The following is a 17,559-nucleotide window of genomic DNA, read 5'->3' as shown; positions in this document are numbered from 1 at the left end:
GCATTGGGTTAAGAGGCCGCTAACAACACCGTGAAGCGATCCGCTCAAGCGGCCAGTGGATAGCTCTGTTCCACCAGATACGGCCCACCACCCACCGAATCGCGGCTGGAAAACAGTACAAACCGGGCCGGCACGAAGCTTAGAGGTTCGAACCGGGCCGCTTCGGCAATGAAGCGTGCCACATCCTCGGCCGAGGTCCCCCGCAGCCGCGCCAACGACACATGGGGCACAAATTTGCGTCCCTCCGGCGGCAGGCCGGCGCGTTGCAACACCCGCTCATGAGCCGATTGCAGCCGGTTGAGGGCCTCGGAGGGCTCGACGCCGGCATAGAGCGCCCGCGGCTTGTCGCCACCAAAAGTGCCCAGATGCGTGAGCCGGATGGAAAACTGCAGGGAGTTCGAGAGCCGGTCGAGACTGTCGGCCACTTCATCGGCCGTCTTGCCGTCGACATCGCCGATAAAGCGCAGCGTGATGTGGTAATTGTCCGGATCGATCCAGCGGGCGCCGGAAAGACCACCCCGCTTCAGCGAGAGGGCAAATCCCACCTCGGCTGGGATTTCGAGGCCGGTAAAGAGCCGGGGCATCATGTCCTCCCAGGCAAGAGACAGCGCGATTCGCCACTCGACCCTAACACAAACGCTTTATTGGGCCAGTCCCGGTGTCGCAGCCTCCCGATTATCCTTGTCAATCAACGTTTGTCTCCCCATATTCCGAGCCAAGTGGCAACGCCAATTGCCCCGGCGGTGAAAAAGACCGCATCAGTTTTGGAAAGGGAACCAAAGAATGGCTGAATATGACCGTCAGACCCTCGGTGCGCGGGCCGGCTCGGCCTTGGCCATCGACGAGGGCCTTCGCAGCTACATGCTGCGCGTCTACAATTATATGGGCCTTGGCCTGGTGGTAACGGGCCTTGTGGCCTTCTTCACCAGCCAGTGGGCCATGTCGAGCCAGGCCAATGCCGAGTTGCTCTATGGCAGCCCGCTGTCCTGGGTGATCATGCTGGCCCCGCTGGGCTTCGTTCTGGTGCTGAGCTTCGGCATCAACAAGCTCTCCGTGCCGGCCGCGCAGGCCGTATTCTGGGCCTTCGCGGCCGTGATGGGCCTCTCGCTCAGCTCGATCTTCCTGGTCTATACCGGCGCTTCGATCGCCAAGGTGTTCTTCATCACCGCCGCCACTTTCGGCGCGATGAGCCTTTACGGCTACACCACCAAGCGCGACCTGACCGGCATGGGCAACTTCCTGATGATGGGCCTGATCGGCATCATCATCGCCTCGATCGTGAACATCTTCATGGCTTCGTCCATGCTCGACTTCGCGATCTCGGTGATCGGCGTGCTGATCTTCACCGGTCTGACCGCCTATGACACCCAGAAGATCAAGGAAAGCTACTCGGAAGCCTATGGTGCCGATGTGATGGCCAAGAATGCCATCATGGGTGCCCTGAGCCTCTACCTCGACTTCATCAACCTGTTCATGATGCTGCTGCGCCTGTTCGGCAATCGCGAGTAGCAATCAAGGCCTTGATCGAGTGATCAAGGAAATTGGTTGGACGTCATAGGGGACCGCAGCTTAAAAGGCTGCGGTCCTTTTCTATTGAGCGTCTGCCGTGTCCGACTATCTCTTGCGCCCCTTCATCTGGTCCGATGTGCCCGCCATCACGGCGATCTACCGCCACTATGTGGACAATACCGCCATCACCTTCGACACCGAAGCGCCGGGTGAGGAAGCGATTGCCGAGAAATATGCGGGCCTCAAAAAGCTCGGGCATCCGCTGATCATCGCCGAACGCGAAGGCAAGGTTGTCGGCTACGCCTATGCCAGCTTCTACCGCCCCCGCGCCGCCTATCGCTTCACCTGCGAGGATTCGATCTATCTCGATCCCAATGAAACCGGGCGCGGCCTGGGCAAGCTGATGCTGACCGAACTGCTCATTCAATCGAAAGCTTTCGGTTTCCAGCAGATGCTCGCCGTGATCACCGCCGACACCGCAAACTCAGTCGGCATTCACGAGAAGTTCGGCTTCGAGCGCGTAGGCTATCATAAGGCCGTCGGTTACAAGTTTGACCGCTGGCACGACATCGTGCATCTGCAAAAGGCGCTTTAGTCGGCCAACCGTTTATGCATGGCAAAACAGGCCGTGCCGCCATCCGGGCTGGCATCTGCAGACCAGCCCTGGGCCCGATAAAAGGCCTTCGCCGTGTTCGTTGCCCTCAGCCGTCCTTCGACAAACCCGCGCGATCTCAGATCGGTCTCCATATGATTGAGTATCGCCTTGCTGACACCGCGAAAGCGGGCCTCAGGCGCGACATAGTTGAGAGCGATCTCGCCATCCGCCGTAGTGGCCCCGACAGCGACCACCTGCCCATCCAGTTCGGCAACCACCATGAAGAAACCGTCCCGCGCCAGCATCGAGCGAATGCCGTCAGGGGTTTTGTTGGCGGTCCATTCGGCAATCCGATCCGGTTCATCCTGATGATCGGCATGACAGAGTTCGGTGATCGAAGCGATCAGCACCCGGCTCATGGCCGGCACGTCCTCCGCCCGCGCCGGACGGACCACGATACTCATCCCACCACCACCAGGTCGGGGTCCAGCACGCGCAGCACCTGCGCCAGATCGTGCCCGCGTTTCAGGATACGCCCCTGCTGGTTGGTGACCATGAACTGGCCCTGCTTGTTGCGCAGCTTTGGATTCTTCTCGACCACGAAGAGCGGACGCTCCGAGACGCGGGCATAGATGGAAAACAGCGCCCGGTCCTTTAGGAAATCCATGGCGTAGTCGCGCCATTCTCCTGAGCCGACCTTGCGACCATAGACAGACAGGATCTGCATCAGCTCCCGGCGGTCAAAGGCAACCACAGGTTGCACGGGCCGGTTGGACTGGCCAGATGGCTCGCCCACATGCACCAGCGCCAAATTGTTCGTACTATCCTTTGGAGAACCCTGCACGCCGCCTCAATGCCCTGTCATCACTGCGTCATGATCGGCGCAATCCTGCGGCTTGGCAAGGGGTGCGAAAAATCGCAATTCGGCCATGATTTGTCCCTTACAGCGCCCCAATAGGCCAGCAACGTTCAACCATTGCCTCCAGTGGCTGGTGGCCGGGCCGACGAGCCCCCAAACCAGAAGGCCTGACCGCCAGCCGTCCTATTTGAGTTGACTCCAAGTCCCTCGCCCGCTTCCGCCCCCGGAGCGGGCGAATTTTTTACGCAACGCGCTAGAAGCTATAGGCTGCCGCACCCAGGATCGGTCCCGGAAGCCCGTTCCGCTCCGGCTGGATCAATATGGCCATACCGCCGCCGCTGCTGATGTCGAACTGCTCCAGCGGCAGCTTGACCTCTGCACCCGTCTCGGATTCCCACACGCCCACAATCTGCCGATCAATGACCACTTGCGTATAGACCATGGACTTGCCGGCATTTTCGCCCTTTTCGATGACCACATCGGCCCGGTCCAAATACCGGACCAGCCAGATCGAGGCATCGTCCAGCGCGGCATCGGCCGGGACCACAAGCTTGAGCATGCCATTATGGGCCAATAGCGATACATTCAGCGGCAATTGCGCCGAAGCGATCGCATCATGCACATCGTCGCGCTTGGACCCGACCACGCCCTCGGCGCCATTGATCACCATTTGCGGGGTAAAAATGCGCGAGGACCCCCAGCTTTTGGCGTAGCCGCGCTGCCGGTCAGAAAAGCCCTTGTCGCCAAAGGTGTCTTCCCAACCGATATAGTCCCAATAGTCCACGTGATAGGCCAGCGCCACCACGTCATCGCGCTCGGCAAGGCTGGTCAGCAAGGCATCCGCCGGAGGGCAGGACGAACAGCCCTGGCTGGTGAATAATTCCACAACCGCCTTGGGGTTGAGACGCAGCGAATCCGCCACCCCTGGCCCGGCAAGGGTCAAACTGAGAAGGGCGCCAAGGCTGGCGATAGAGAAACGGCGGGCGGTCATGGGCGCTGTTGTAAGCCGCCCCAACCTCGATTGCCTAGTCAAAATGGGGTGAGCCCGCCCTCACCAGCACCATGGCGGCCCCGGAGGGACCGCCACGCCTGCACCCTTCAAGATGTAAGCACTGCTTACGCGGCAACCAGGCTCCGCAACACATAGTGCAGGATGCCGCCATTCTTGAAATAGTCGAGCTCATTGGCGGTATCGATGCGGCAGCGCGTCTCGACATTGAGCACCTCACCATTGGCCCGGGTGATCTTCACATTGACCACGGCCCGCGGCTCGATGCTTTCAACCCCGGCAATGTCGACCGTTTCCGAGCCATCCAGCCCCAGGCTCTGCCAGCTCTCGCCATCCTTGAACTGCAGGGGGATGACGCCCATTCCCACAAGATTGGAGCGGTGGATACGCTCAAAGCTCTGGGCAATGACTGCCTTGACGCCCAGAAGATTGGTGCCCTTGGCCGCCCAGTCCCGGCTTGAGCCGGTGCCATATTCCTTGCCGGCGAAGATCACCAGTGGGGTGCCCTGCTGCTGATAGGCCATGGCCGCGTCATAGATCGGCATCTGCTCGCCCGATGGCCCCTTGGTAAAGCCGCCCTCGACCCCGTCGAGCATCTGGTTCTTGATGCGGATATTGGCGAAGGTGCCGCGCATCATCACTTCGTGATTGCCCCGCCGCGAGCCATAGGAATTGAAATCCTTGGGCGCCACCTGCCGCTCGGTCAGATATTGCCCGGCAGGCGTGTTGGCCTTGAACGAACCGGCAGGGGAGATATGGTCGGTGGTAATGCTGTCGAGGAACAGCGCCAGCACACGGGCCGACACCACATCGGTGACAGGCTTGGGCTCCATCGTCATGTCTTCGAAATAAGGCGGGTTCTGCACATAGGTGGATACGGAATTCCACCCATAGGTCTCTCCGCCCTCAACGGCGATCGACTGCCAGTGCTTGTCGCCCTTGAACACGTCCGAATAGCGCGACCGGAACATTTCGGCATTGACGTGTTGCCGGACAATTTCGGCCACCTCGTGATTGGTGGGCCAGACATCCTTGAGATAAACCGGCTTGCCGTCCTTGCCGATGCCCAGGGGCTCGGTCGTGATGTCGATATTCATCGAACCGGCCAGGGCATAGGCCACGACCAATGGCGGGGAAGCGAGATAATTGGCCCGCACATCGGGGTTGACGCGGCCCTCGAAATTGCGATTGCCCGACAGGACTGAACAGGCCACCAGCTTGTTCTCATTGATGCAGTCGGAAATGGCCTGCGGCAGGGGGCCTGAATTGCCGATACAGGTGGTGCAGCCATAGCCCACAAGATTGAAGCCGATGGCGTCCAGATCCTCCTGCAGGCCCGCTGCGGTCAGATAATCGGTTACCACCTGCGATCCGGGCGCCAGCGAGGTCTTGACCCAGGGCTGCGAATTGAGCCCCAGCGCCCTTGCCTTGCGGGCCACCAGGCCCGCCGCCACCAGCACCGAGGGATTGGAGGTATTGGTGCACGAAGTAATGGCGGCGATCACCACATGACCATCGTTGATGCGATATTCAGCACCATTGACCGGGAAGGCAGCCTCCTCGGGAATGTCATCCACCCCGGTGGCGCCTTCATCGACATAACGCGATTCGCCGCGGCTCTGCGGCATTCCGGTTCGCTCGGCGCGGCCACCGGCCAGCTCCGGCAGGGCCTTGGCAAAGGCAGGCGCAGCGTCCTTTAGCGCCACCCGGTCCTGCGGACGCTTTGGCCCGGAGAGCGAGGGCACCACCGTCGATAGATCGAGTTCGAGCGTATCGGTGAACACCGGATCGGGCGTCTCGGAGGTCCGGAACATGCCCTGTGCCTTGGAATAGGCCTCGACCAGCGCCACCCGGCCGGGATCGCGACCGGTGGTGGAGAGATATTTGAGCGTGTCGGCATCGACCGAAAAGAAGCCGCAGGTGGCTCCGTATTCGGGCGCCATATTGGCGATGGTGGCCTGATCCTCGAGGCTGAGATAGTCCAGCCCCGGCCCGAAGAACTCGACGAATTTGCCAACCACGCCCTTCTTGCGCAGCATTTCAGTGACGGTCAGCACCAGGTCCGTGGCGGTAATGCCCTCATTGATCTTGCCGGTCAGCTTGAAGCCGATGACTTCCGGGATCAGCATGGTGATGGGCTGGCCGAGCATGGCGGCCTCGGCCTCGATACCCCCGACGCCCCAACCCAGGACGGCCAGGCCATTGACCATGGTGGTATGGGAATCGGTGCCCACCAGCGTGTCGGGATAGGCGACGGTTTCACCATTCTCTTCCCGCGTCCAGACCGTCTGGGCCAGATATTCCAGGTTCACCTGGTGGCAAATGCCCGTGCCCGGCGGCACCACGCGGAAATTGTCGAAGGCCGACTGCCCCCAGCGCAGGAACTCATAGCGTTCGCCATTGCGCTCATATTCGAGCTCGACATTCTGGCTGAAGGCCAGCGGCGTGCCGAAACTGTCCACCATCACGGAATGGTCGATGACCAGGTCCACCGGCACCAGTGGATTGATTTTCTGCGGATCGGCGCCGAGCTTGGCCGTGGCGTCGCGCATGGCGGCCAGATCCACCACCGCCGGAACACCGGTGAAGTCCTGCATGAGCACGCGCGCCGGGCGATAGGAAATTTCATGTTCGCTGGTCCGCGTCACCAGCCAGGCAGCCACCGCCTCGATATCGGCCTTGGTGACGGTGCGGTCGTCTTCAAAGCGCAGCAGGTTCTCCAGCACCACCTTCATCGAGCCAGGAAGCTTGGAGACGCCTTCGAGGCCATTCTTCTCCGCCTCGAGAATGGAATAATAGGTATAGGTCTTGCCGCCGACTGTCAGCGTCGACTTGGATTTGAAGCTGTCAATTGAAGTCACTTGTGCTCCGCCCTTCTTGCTGCTTGTGGCACGGAGCATCCGGTGGCATGGGGCCTGGAAAAGTCCGCGCTTTTTTTCGAATGGCTCTAATCTTTTCCAGTTATAGTCAATCATCAGAACCCTTGCCAGTTCCACCACAGGTCCAATACGAGATGGGGCCATGATGCAGCGGCAAGCCCGGCACGGGATAAATCTTCACACTCGGGACCTTGCCTGTGGCCGTGGCGAGACCATTCTGGTGCGCGATTTATCCTTAAGTGTGCCTCCCGGCGAGGCGCTGCTGCTGCGCGGCGCCAATGGCGTGGGCAAGTCGACCCTCCTGCTCACCCTGGCCGGCCTGCTGCGCCCCATGGCCGGAACCTTCGCATTCGGGGGCGCTGACCCGGACGACGGACCATTTCGGCACTATTGCGGACATAAGAACGCGGTGCGATCCCGCCAGAGCGTGCTGGAGACACTTCGTTTCTGGGTCGCTATCAACGGATCGGGCGGCTTGACGCCAGAGGCTGCGCTCGAGCGCACCGGTCTGGGGCGCGCCACCGGTCTGGATGCCGGCTATCTCTCTGCCGGGCAGCAGCGACGGCTGGTGCTGGCCCGCCTCCTGGTATCCCCCCGTGCCGTCTGGTTGCTCGATGAACCCAGCGCCGCGCTCGACGCCGATGGCCAGGCGCTGCTGACAGAACTGCTGGCCGAGCATCTCGATACCGGTGGACTGGCCATCATCGCCACCCATGACGAGATCACCTTGCCCCGATCCGCCACGCTCGAACTGGGGACACGTCCATGAGCGGCTTTCTGGGCGTAATCCGGCGCGAGTTGCGGCTCGCTTTGTCTGGCGGGGGCGAAGTGCTGACGCTGGTGCTGTTCTTCATCATCGTGGGCGCCATCGTCCCCTTCGCCGTCGGTCCCGATCGAGACCTTCTGGCGCGCATTGCCCCCGGCATTATTTGGATTGCCGCTTTTCTGGCCATGCTGCTGGGCCTTGATCGCCTGTTCCGGCCCGATCGCGATGATGGCACGCTGGCGCTCTATCGCCTTGCCGACATGTCCATGGCCAGTGTCGTTGCCGCAAAAGTGATCGCCCATTGGCTGACTGCAGCGCTGCCGCTGATCCTGGCCTCGCCTTTCCTGGCCATGATCCTGGCCATGGATGGCCCAAGCTTCTGGCGGACCCTGGTCTCCCTGCTGCTGGGAACGCCCGCCCTTGCAGCCTTTGGTGGCTTTGGAGCGGCCGTGACCGTGGCGATCAGGCGGGGCGGGCTGCTGGCGCCAATCCTGATTGCACCCCTTTGCGTACCGGTGCTGATCTTCGGCGTCGGGGCCATTTCACCGCTGGGCGGCCCCGATCAGGCATCAAGCGCCATGCTGTTCCTTGCGGCACTCAGTCTCATGGCCCTCGCCCTCACTCCCTTTGCGGCCGCGCTTGCGATAGATTGGGGAGAAGAGTAGAGCGCCCGCATGAGCATGGATGACACAACCAAAATGAGCTGGTGGAACAGGCTGGCCCACCCCGGTCAGTTCCTGATCTGGACCCGGCCCCTGGTCTGGCCGCTGGCCGCGGTCACGGCTGTGCTCGGCGCGCTCGGGCTATGGTTTGCCTTCTTCAATTCGCCCGCCGACTACCAGATGGGCGATACGGTGCGCATCATGTATGTGCATGTGCCCACAGCCTGGCTGAGCCAGTTCGTCTATGCCGCCATGGCCGTTTCGGCGCTTGGCACCCTGGTCTGGCGCCATCCGCTGGCCGATGTTTCCATGAAGGCCGCCGCCCCGCTTGGCGCCGCCTTTACCGCCATGGCCCTGTTCACCGGCTCGATGTGGGGCCGCCCCACCTGGGGCACCTTCTGGGAATGGGACGGGCGCATGACCTCGACCCTGATCCTGCTGTTCATCTATCTGGGGATCGTTGCCCTCTGGCGAGCCTTTGATGACCAGTTGCGCGCCGCCCGCGTGGTCGCCGTCTTTACCCTGGTGGGCGCCGTCAATGTGCCGATCATCAAGTTCTCGGTGGACTGGTGGTCGACGCTGCACCAGCCGGCCAGCGTCTTCCGTGCCGATGGTCCGACCATGCCCGGCTCCTTGTTGACCCCGCTTTTCATCATGTTCTTTGCTTTTACCCTGCTCTTTGTCACGTTGCAGCTTTTGTCGATGCACACCGAAATCCGGCGGCGGCGCCTGGTTACCCTGGAGCGCCGCGCAGCGCGGGAAGGCGCGGCATGATCGCCTTGGGAGAACATGCCGAGTTCATCATTGCCGCCTATGCTGGGGTTTTCATCGGTCTCATGCTGCTGATCGGCTGGTGTGTGATCGATAACCGCCGCGTCAGGGCGCGGCTCAAGGCGCTCGGGGATAGGCGCGGCTGATGCGTTATGTGCTGTTTGCCTTGCCCCTGATCCTGCTGGCGGCGCTGGTGTCGGTCTTCGCCTTTTCGATCGATCGTGACGCGGGCCTGGTGCGCTCCGTGCTCATTGACAAGCCTGTGCCCCAGTTCAGCCTGCCGCCCGTTGATGGACTGGACGTCCCAGGGTTCGATGCAGCAGCGCTGATAGGGGAGCCGACCCTGGTCAATGTCTTTGCGTCCTGGTGCATTCCCTGCCGCGACGAACACCCGCTGCTCGAGGCGCTCAAGGCGGACACCGGCGTGCGCCTTTTCGGCATCAACCATTCCGACGCACCCGACAATGCCCGCGCCTTCCTGGCGGAACTGGGCAACCCCTATGACGCGGTCGGTGCTGATCGTGATCGTCGCGTCTCGATCGAGTGGGGCGTCTATGGTGTGCCTGAGACCTTTCTGGTCGATGCCGAAGGGGTGATCGTCTATAAGCATGTCGGTCCGCTGACGCCCGCGGCTATTGAAACTGGACTGCTTCCTGCCCTAGAAGGGGTCAGGGGCTGACTCGTTCAGCCTCCATTCATCTTGTCTGCGGCATTTTGGGCCGTCTTCGTATTCTGGAAGAGACCATTATGTTGCGTCGCGCCTTCGTTCACTTCCGCAATCAGCCGCTGATCACCCGCATCGAATATGTGCTGATTGCTGCCATCATCACGGTCGCGACCACTTTCGCCGTCTCGGCTGCAGGCTACAATATCACTGACTTCTTCCCCGGCTGACCCGGCGCGGCATTAGAAGTCGCTGGTCAGCCCCTTGATCTCCCAATCGCCATAGCGCACCGGCTCGAGCCCGCCGCGGCCGCCCTTTTCCTTGGGCGCCATGGCGCTTTTCGCGTCGATCTGCTGCCGCCGTGCTTCCGCTTCCGCCAGGGCCCGCTGCGCGGCATTGCTGAGCGGTTTCGGGCGAACCCGTTCCTGCACATCTGCGGTCTTGTCGAGGTCGGTCATGCTGGCTCTTCCATTACAATCCGGTCATGCCGCTTGCGCGGAACCGCCTGACACACAACATAGTTGCTCAGCAAATCCAACCCAAGGGGTTCGAGACATGTTCAATACACTGCGCACCTTTGCCCTTCTGGCGGCAATGACGGCGCTGTTCATGGTGGTGGGCTATTTCATTGGCGGCACCGGGGGCATGATCATTGCCTTGATCTTTGCGGCCGCAACGAACCTCTTTGCCTTCTGGAATTCGGATAAGCTGGTGCTGCGCATGCAGCACGCCGTGCCGGTGGAGCGCTCCCGCGCACCCGAACTCTATGACATGGTCGATGTGCTCTCAAGGCGCGCCGGCATCCCGACGCCCGCCGTCTATGTGATCGAGACCGACCAGCCCAATGCCTTTGCCACCGGCCGCGATCCCCAAAATGCCGCCGTTGCGGTATCCTCGGGGCTGCTGCGCCAGCTTGATACGCGCGAAGTTGCGGGCGTGGTGGCCCATGAACTGGCCCACATCAAGAACCGCGACACATTGACGATGACGATCACCGCAACGCTGGCCGGTGCCATTTCGGCCCTGGCCCAGTTCGGCCTGTTCTTCGGAGGTGGCAATAATCGCGACAATCCGCTCGGCGGCATCGGCGCCCTGCTGATGGTCTTTCTCGCACCCCTGGCCGCCATGCTGGTGCAGATGGCGGTGAGCCGTACCCGCGAATATGAAGCCGACAGGGACGGTGCTGAAATCTCCGGCGATCCTTTGGCGTTGGCCTCGGCACTTAACAAAATCGCCACCCTGGCCGGACGCCAGGTCAACGTCGCCGCCGAGCGCAACCCCGCCATGGCCCATATGTACATTGTCAATCCGCTCAACGGCCAGCGCATGGACAATCTGTTTTCCACCCATCCCGATACCGGCAACCGCATTGCCGCGCTGCAAAGACTTGCCGCCGGTGGAGAGGTGAACGATAAGGGCACGAGGCCCCAGCCCCACCCGCGCGCCGCATCGCCGCGCCGCAACACAAGTGGAGGCTGGCGTGTGCCGACCGCCGGACGCTCTGATGAGCAGAGCCGCTCGCGCGGACCATGGGGATAAGGCGGCGCCGCATCTGGCGCCTGCAGCAAACTGAGTTGACGAATTGGCGCAACGGACCGAACCGGCGGGCTTGAAGCTTCGCCTCGCTGCCGCCCAACGGCTGAAAGCCGTTCTGGCCGGCGACCATTTCGCACCATTGAGTGCAACCGATCTTTCCGACGGGCGGGATCGGGCCCTGGCAAACCGCCTGATCACCACAACCCTGCGCCGGCACGGCCAGATCGACGCCATGCTGACCGATTTGCTTGAAAAAGGCCTGCCGGCCCGCTCCGGAACCTTTGAGGCCGTCTTGCGCCTGTCCCTGGCGCAGCTGGTCTTTCTGCCCGATCTCGGCGCACACAGCGCCCTGTTCCTGGCCGTAGAAGCCATCAAGCGCGACAACAAGGCCCGCCACCTCTCGGGCCTCATGAATGCCGTGCTGCGCCGCGCCCAGGCAAATTCCGCCCGCTATGGCCTGATGGAAGATACCCTTCTGCTGCCCGAACATTTTGCCGCGAGTTGGACCCAGGCCTATGGTGCGGCGGCGGTGTCGCGTTTTGCCGAGGCTCTCATAGATGGCGCGCCGCTCGACCTGACCCTGCGCGACGAGGAGGCCGACCTTGTCAACGCACTGGGGGCGGAACAGCTGATCGCCGATTCGGTGCGCCTTGAAAGCCGGGACCGGCCGGTCGAGGCCTTGCCCGGTTTTGCTGAGGGCCGCTGGTGGGTTCAGGATGCCGCTTCTGCAATCCCGGCACGCCTGATGAAGCTGAAGCCTGGCGCTTCCGTGCTCGATCTTTGTGCCGCGCCCGGTGGTAAGACCGCCCAGTTGATCAAGGCCGGATACCGGGTCACGGCCCTCGACAATGATGGCGCTCGTCTGGACCGCCTGCGCCAAAACATGACTCGGCTCGGTTTTGCGCCCAGTGTGATAGAGGCCGATGCGGCAAATTACGATCCGACCAAGCCGTTCGACGGTATCCTGCTCGACGCCCCCTGTTCGGCCACCGGCACCTTCCGGCGTCACCCCGAAGTGCTCTGGAACCGTTCGGCGCGTGATATTTCTGGCCGCGTGACGCTGCAGCGTGCCCTGCTGACCAATGCCTTTCGCTGCCTGGCCCTTGATGGCACCCTGATCTACTGCGTCTGTTCACTCGAAACGGCCGAGGGCGAGGACCAGGTGACCTGGGCGCTCGACGCCTTGCCGGGCCTTGAGCTCTGGCCCATTGCCCCGGACGAAATGCCGGGTCTGGTACAGGCGGTGAGCCCTGCCGGTCTCGTGCGCACGCATCCGGCCATGACCCCTGGAGACGGAAATGCGGGGATGGACGGGTTCTTCGTGGCGCGCTTCAGGCGAACACGCTAAGGGCTTTGGTAACAGAGCAACCGGCATCATCAAGCCGGCGAGGACTTTTAGAGATTATGGGTATGCACAGGGCAACAGCTCCCGCCTCCGGGACGGGAGGGCGGCAGCGGTGAACGGGCGGCTGATGCCGGCCGGGCGCAGATTGGCGCTTGGTTTGGCCGACAGTGTCGTGACCATGCCATTGCTGCGCTGGACCTGGCGCGGCCAGACCGATCATGCCTATGCCGGCGACCTGCCCGACTTCCGGCCTGCAGACCGCGAAGCGGTGCGCGAAATGATGTCCGGGCGCTATCTGCTCGCCTCCAAACTTTTTGAAACCGGCGGCGCTTCGCCTTTTTCGCTCGATGTTGAGCATCCCGACTGGTGGAACAATCTGCACAGCTTTTCCTGGCTGCGGCATTTCCGCGATTGCCGCGATTCGGGTGAAAAGCTGTTTGCCCGCACGCTGGTGCTGGACTGGATCGGTCGCGAGGGCCAGTTCGAGGCTGATAGCTGGACCCTGACCCTGACCGCGCAGCGCGTGCTCAACTGGTTACGGCACCTGACGCTGGTGCTTGATGGCGCCACCGCGGACCAGGCCCGCACCATCCAGCGCTGCTTGGGCACCCAGGTCCAGAGCCTGCGCGTGCGCGGCGCCCTGGCGGCGGACCCGATCGAGGCGCTGTTTGCCGCCATCGGCTTATTGGGTGCCGAATTGTGCAATCTGGACGATGTGCCCGACATCGACACCCATGTCGCGCGCCTCGATGCCTTGCTGGCGCAGCAGCTCGATGGTGATGGCCTGCATCTGTCGCGCAATCCCCGCCAGCAACTGGCCCTTCTGGTCGAACTGGCGAGCCTGCGCCGCGCTGTGGGCCGTCACGGCAGCCCGGCCATGGCCGAGTTGACCAATCGTATCGATCGCATGCACGAGGCCCTCGACGCCCTGACCCTGTCGAGCGGTGAGCCGGCCTATTTCAATGGCTGCGGCCAGGTGCCCCATGACGTTCTGGTGGCGGTGCAGGCCAATGGCCCCTCCGCCTCGCGCCGCTCCCGGCTGATCGGCGGCTACGGTATTGTCCGCGCCGGTGATACCGTCGTGATCGCGGACAGTGGCTTGCGGCCACCGCCGGGTTTTGACGGCGAAGCGCATGACGGCTCCCTTGGGTTTGAGTTTGCCCATGGCAGCGAGCTCGTGGTCGGCAGTTGCGGCCCTGCCCCTTCCGACCTGCCGGACAGCCGCGAGTTGTTCCGCCAGACAATCGCCCATTCCGCGCCCACCATTGACACCGAGGGGCCCGGGGCGCGGCAGCGCCGCAGCGCACAACCGGCCATAGCCATTGATACGGCCGAGCACATGCTGACCCTGACCAGTGCTGGATATGCGAGCCGTTTCGGTGCCGAAATCGAGCGACGCCTGACCCTGCTGTCGGAGGGAACCACGCTGGTGGGACAGGACCGCATCCTGCCTTCGGGCGAGCCGCATGGCCTGCTCTCTCTTCGCTTTCACCTTGCACCGGGTGTGACAGTGCGGCGTACCACCGGCGAAGGCATTGCCCGACTGGTGCTGCCCAATGGGGTCATCTGGAGCTTTCTCTGGGAAGGGGCGCAATTTCGCGAGGAAGACAGCGTCAGGCAATCGTCCTATCTGGGCTTTCACCGCACCCGCCAGCTTGTGCTGGAAACCGAAGTGACGCCCGACGCTGAAATCGCCTGGATCTTCACGCTCGAGCAGGGCTGAACGGGACAATCCGGCCCGGCGCACCGCAAAACCATTGGCCTTTGACCCGTCTCGTGCTAGCGGACGCGCGAAAATCTTCCCTTTTCACCAGCGCGAGACAGATCTCATGGGCAAGACGGTAAGTGTCGGTCGGGCACTGCTTTCGGTATTCGACAAATCCGGCATGGCCGAATTCGCCCAGGGGTTGTCCGAGGCCGGGGTGGAACTGGTCTCGACTGGCGGTACCCATCGCCTGATCAGCGAGGCCGGCCTGCCGGTGCGCGACATTTCCGACCTCACCGGCTTTCCCGAAATGATGGATGGCCGCGTCAAGACGCTGCATCCCAAGGTCCATGGGGGTCTCCTGGCCGTCCGCGACAACCCGCAGCACCAGGCCTCAATGGATGAGCACCAGATCGGCCCGATCGATCTTGTGGCCGTCAACCTCTACCCCTTCGAGAAGACCGTCGCCTCGGGCGCCTCCTACGATGAGATCATCGAGAACATCGACATCGGTGGCCCGGCCATGGTCCGCTCGGCGGCCAAGAACCATGCCCATGTCACGGTAGTGGTCGATCCCGCCGACTATCCGGCCATTCTCGAAGCGATCAAGGCCGGTGGCATTCCCTTCGATATGCGCCAGCGTCTCGCCGCCAAGGCCTATGCGCGTACCGCGGCCTATGACAGCGCCATTTCCAGCTGGTTCGCCAAAGAAATCGACTTTACCGATGTCAACTATCGCAGCTTCGCCGGCACCCTGAGCGAAGTCATGCGCTATGGCGAAAACCCGCATCAATGGGCCGCCTTCTACAAGACCGGCGAGAACCGCCCGGGCGTCGCTACCGCCACCCAGGTGCAGGGCAAGACGCTCTCCTACAACAACATCAACGATACCGACGCCGCCTTCGAGCTCGTCAGCGAATTCGACCCAGCCGAAACCGCGGCGGTCGCCATCATCAAGCACGCCAATCCCTGCGGCGTTGCCGTGGCCGGTGATCTCAAGACAGCCTATCTGAAAGCCTTGCGCACCGACCCGGTCTCGGCCTTTGGCGGCATTGTCGCCACCAATCGCGAGATCGACGCGGAAACAGCCACCGAAATCGTCAAAGTCTTTACCGAGGTTATCGTTGCGCCCGGCGCCACGCAGGAAGCGCAGGACATCATCGCCGCAAAGAAGAACCTTCGGCTATTGCTCACTGGTGGCGTTGCCGATCCCAAGGCCGAGGGCCTGTTGGTCAAATCCGTGGCCGGAGGTCTGCTCGTGCAGGGCCGCGACAACCGCAATGTCGATGACTGCGAATTGAAGGTTGTCACCAGGCGCCATCCCACCGAACAGGAGCTGGTGGATTTAAAGCTTGCCGCCAAGGTGGCCAAACACGTCAAATCCAACGCCATCATCTACGTCAAGGACGGCGCAACTGCCGGCATCGGGGCGGGTCAGATGTCCAGGGTGGATTCAGCCCGGGTGGCACATCGTAAATCGATCGACGCCGCTGAGACGGCCGGCAGTGAAGGCGCGCTGACGCAAGGCTCGGTCGTTGCTTCGGATGCCTTCTTCCCCTTTGCCGATGGCCTTGAGGCCCTCGTTGCTGCTGGCGCCACCGCCGTTATCCAGCCCGGCGGATCGATGCGCGACGACGAAGTGATCGCGGCTGCCGATGCTGCTGGCATCGCCATGGTGATGACCGGCATGCGCCACTTCCGCCACTAGCCGGATTTACCCATTGGGAAGATTACGACAAATTAATTTTCGTAAGCCTTTGAGGTAAGAGGTTCTTGAGGTCGCTGTGGCACCTTTCAGCCGTCGCGCAGCGTCACGCGCGGCGGAAGAGGCTTGCCCATGCCGCTCAAAATCCCGACCGATCTGACTGGCCTGCTCCAGACCGGACTAACGCGCTCGGTTGGGTCGCTCGGCATCAAGGTGGCGACCGCCGGCCTCACCTACCTCACCTATGTCGTGCTTTCGCGCACCCAGACCAACGATGAGTATGGCCACTTCGCCTTTGGCCTGGCGCTGGCCACCGTGCTGGCCATCGTGGCAGGAGCCGGCCAGCCCATGGCCGTGCTGCGCCTCTGGGCCGAGCAGCGCAGCAAGGGTGATGAGGCAGGCGCTGGAGCCGCCGCCTCTGCCGGCTCAACCATCACGCTCTATGGTAGTTTTGGCGTTGCCGCCCTTCTCTGCCTTGCCGCACTGTTCTACTGGCCCTTTGTCGGCCCAGGCCAAACGATCAATCACTTTTTCGGCGCCGCCCTGCTGATCCTGCCATTGGCGCTCTCGGAGTATAATTCTTCGGCTCTCCGGGCGCAGGGCTCTCTCTGGACCGCCCTGCTGCCGCGCGACATTTTCTGGCGCCTGGCCCTGCCCGCCCTCGTGCTGGCCCTTTATTCCCTGGGCGTGGTGCTTAGCGGTCCCGATGCCCTCACCCTCGCCGCCGCACTCCTACTCACCATGCTTGGCCTGCAGATGCTGCTGGCCAATCATCGCGGCTACGCCATCCTGCCCACCCGCGCGCCCGTGCCGGCCCATTGGCGTCGCTGGGGCAGTCTCAGCCGATGGCTGCTGCTCGGCGCCCTCATCGAAACGGCTGCCCTCAATGCCGACGTCATTCTGGTCGGCCTGATGCTCGACCTGGAGAGTTCGGGGCTATATTTCAACGCCTTCCGCACGGCCGGCTTGATGACCCTGTTCACCTTCGCCATTGAACTGGTGATTGCCCCCATGGTGGCAGAGCACTTCCACGCCGGCAAAATGCGCCAGGCACAGGCCATCACGGCCCTGTGCTCCTGGGCCGGCTTTGTGTTCTCGCTCTTGATCTTTGTCGGCTTCGGCCTGTTCGGCACCGAAATCCTGTCCTTGTTTGGCGCCGGATACGCGGAGGGATGGGTAATCTTGATGCTGCTCTCCTTCGGGCTTTTGTTCGACGCCATTACCGGCCCTTCCAAAATCGTGATGATGATGACAGGCCATGAGCGTCCCTATGTCGCCATCTTCGGCTCCATCATGGGCCTGGGCCTGTTGCTCCAAATCCTGGTGATCCCCTTCTGGGGCCTTATCGGCGTCGCCGCCGTCAATATGAGCGCCAGAATATGTGCGCAGCTGGGTATTGCGCTGTGGTGCCGCTACCGCATCGGCCTCGACACCAGTCTGCTCGGCGTGTTTTGGCTCCGCGGGCGACACGGTGCGGCCAGAGCATAGGCGGACGCAGCAGCGTACCCGTGAGTACGGTTGTGCTTGACCCCTGCCCCGGCTTGGGCTTAGAAC

The 17,559-nt window shown here is 62.4% G+C and carries 19 protein-coding genes; 13 read left to right on the top strand and 6 right to left on the bottom strand.

The annotated features are described in order from the left end of the window. Positions 1–44: 44 nt before the first annotated feature. Positions 45–584, bottom strand: a complete 540-nt coding sequence (gene thpR / locus ACE4RL_RS02760; RefSeq protein WP_375599007.1) for an RNA 2',3'-cyclic phosphodiesterase — start codon at positions 582–584, stop codon at positions 45–47. Positions 585–783: 199 nt separating this feature from the next. On the opposite strand from thpR, the gene ACE4RL_RS02755 reads away from it, so the two are divergent. Beyond that, positions 784–1,509: a Bax inhibitor-1/YccA family protein gene (locus tag ACE4RL_RS02755; protein WP_375599006.1), complete on the top strand. Its 726-nt coding sequence runs from the start codon at positions 784–786 to the stop codon at positions 1,507–1,509. Positions 1,510–1,606: 97 nt separating this feature from the next. After that, positions 1,607–2,104, top strand: coding sequence for a GNAT family N-acetyltransferase (locus ACE4RL_RS02750; RefSeq protein ID WP_375599005.1), 498 nt, complete (start codon positions 1,607–1,609; stop codon positions 2,102–2,104). On the opposite strand, the gene ACE4RL_RS02745 is transcribed toward ACE4RL_RS02750, so the two are convergent. From ACE4RL_RS02745 to acnA, 4 genes are all read right to left on the bottom strand, one after another. Next, entirely contained in the window at positions 2,101–2,568 is a 468-nt protein-coding gene (locus ACE4RL_RS02745) for a GNAT family N-acetyltransferase (protein WP_375599004.1), read from the bottom strand. The genes ACE4RL_RS02750 and ACE4RL_RS02745 overlap by 4 nt on opposite strands. After that, positions 2,565–2,948, bottom strand: coding sequence for a DUF2794 domain-containing protein (locus ACE4RL_RS02740; protein ID WP_375599003.1), 384 nt, complete (start codon positions 2,946–2,948; stop codon positions 2,565–2,567). Before ACE4RL_RS02740 ends, ACE4RL_RS02745 begins: the two co-directional genes overlap by 4 nt. Positions 2,949–3,216: 268 nt before the next feature. Then, complete coding sequence (locus ACE4RL_RS02735) at positions 3,217–3,954, bottom strand: DUF1223 domain-containing protein (RefSeq protein ID WP_375599002.1); 738 nt, start codon at positions 3,952–3,954, stop codon at positions 3,217–3,219. A 125-nt stretch (positions 3,955–4,079) separates the two neighbouring features. Then, a complete protein-coding gene (acnA, locus tag ACE4RL_RS02730) occupies positions 4,080–6,872 on the bottom strand; it encodes an aconitate hydratase AcnA (protein ID WP_375599001.1) in 2,793 nt (930 codons plus the stop codon). Positions 6,873–6,993: 121 nt separating this feature from the next. On the opposite strand from acnA, the gene ccmA reads away from it, so the two are divergent. The 6 genes from ccmA (at position 6,994) to ACE4RL_RS02700 (ending at position 9,944) form a co-directional block, all read left to right on the top strand. Continuing rightward, a complete protein-coding gene (ccmA, locus tag ACE4RL_RS02725) occupies positions 6,994–7,620 on the top strand; it encodes a heme ABC exporter ATP-binding protein CcmA (protein ID WP_375599000.1) in 627 nt (208 codons plus the stop codon). Continuing rightward, positions 7,617–8,282 (top strand): heme exporter protein CcmB, encoded by a 666-nt coding sequence (ccmB, locus tag ACE4RL_RS02720; protein ID WP_375598999.1) that lies wholly within the window; start codon positions 7,617–7,619, stop codon positions 8,280–8,282. Before ccmA ends, ccmB begins: the two co-directional genes overlap by 4 nt. A gap of 15 nt (positions 8,283–8,297) precedes the next feature. Then, positions 8,298–9,053, top strand: a complete 756-nt coding sequence (locus ACE4RL_RS02715) for a heme ABC transporter permease (RefSeq protein ID WP_375600226.1) — start codon at positions 8,298–8,300, stop codon at positions 9,051–9,053. Further along, complete coding sequence (gene ccmD, locus ACE4RL_RS02710; protein ID WP_375598998.1) at positions 9,050–9,196, top strand: heme exporter protein CcmD; 147 nt, start codon at positions 9,050–9,052, stop codon at positions 9,194–9,196. The genes ACE4RL_RS02715 and ccmD overlap by 4 nt, the downstream gene beginning before the upstream one ends. Beyond that, positions 9,196–9,729, top strand: coding sequence for a DsbE family thiol:disulfide interchange protein (locus ACE4RL_RS02705; RefSeq protein WP_375598997.1), 534 nt, complete (start codon positions 9,196–9,198; stop codon positions 9,727–9,729). Before ccmD ends, ACE4RL_RS02705 begins: the two co-directional genes overlap by 1 nt. 68 nt (positions 9,730–9,797) lie before the next feature. Next, positions 9,798–9,944 (top strand): hypothetical protein, encoded by a 147-nt coding sequence (locus ACE4RL_RS02700; RefSeq protein ID WP_375598996.1) that lies wholly within the window; start codon positions 9,798–9,800, stop codon positions 9,942–9,944. A 12-nt stretch (positions 9,945–9,956) separates the two neighbouring features. On the opposite strand, the gene ACE4RL_RS02695 is transcribed toward ACE4RL_RS02700, so the two are convergent. Continuing rightward, the gene (locus ACE4RL_RS02695) at positions 9,957–10,172 is read right to left on the bottom strand and encodes a DUF1674 domain-containing protein (protein WP_375598995.1); all 216 of its coding nucleotides are present in this window, start codon (positions 10,170–10,172) and stop codon (positions 9,957–9,959) included. Between the two features lie 97 nt (positions 10,173–10,269). On the opposite strand from ACE4RL_RS02695, the gene htpX reads away from it, so the two are divergent. The 5 genes from htpX (at position 10,270) to ACE4RL_RS02670 (ending at position 17,493) form a co-directional block, all read left to right on the top strand. Continuing rightward, on the top strand, positions 10,270–11,253 hold the full coding sequence (gene htpX / locus ACE4RL_RS02690) for a zinc metalloprotease HtpX (protein WP_375598994.1): 984 nt from the start codon (positions 10,270–10,272) through the stop codon (positions 11,251–11,253). Between the two features lie 70 nt (positions 11,254–11,323). Continuing rightward, entirely contained in the window at positions 11,324–12,598 is a 1,275-nt protein-coding gene (locus ACE4RL_RS02685) for an RsmB/NOP family class I SAM-dependent RNA methyltransferase (RefSeq protein ID WP_375598993.1), read from the top strand. 109 nt (positions 12,599–12,707) lie between these two features. Then, positions 12,708–14,318 (top strand): heparinase II/III family protein, encoded by a 1,611-nt coding sequence (locus tag ACE4RL_RS02680; protein ID WP_375598992.1) that lies wholly within the window; start codon positions 12,708–12,710, stop codon positions 14,316–14,318. Positions 14,319–14,424: 106 nt separating this feature from the next. Beyond that, positions 14,425–16,008: a bifunctional phosphoribosylaminoimidazolecarboxamide formyltransferase/IMP cyclohydrolase gene (purH, locus tag ACE4RL_RS02675; RefSeq protein WP_375598991.1), complete on the top strand. Its 1,584-nt coding sequence runs from the start codon at positions 14,425–14,427 to the stop codon at positions 16,006–16,008. A gap of 129 nt (positions 16,009–16,137) precedes the next feature. Beyond that, entirely contained in the window at positions 16,138–17,493 is a 1,356-nt protein-coding gene (locus ACE4RL_RS02670) for a lipopolysaccharide biosynthesis protein (RefSeq protein ID WP_375598990.1), read from the top strand. Positions 17,494–17,559 lie beyond the last annotated feature (66 nt).

Origin of the sequence: Devosia polycyclovorans (assembly GCF_042181575.1) — a bacterium.
Taxonomy (GTDB): domain Bacteria; phylum Pseudomonadota; class Alphaproteobacteria; order Rhizobiales; family Devosiaceae; genus Devosia; species Devosia polycyclovorans.
The sequence above is the reverse complement of the archived record's forward strand: the minus strand, read 5'-3'. Positions and strand labels throughout refer to the sequence as shown.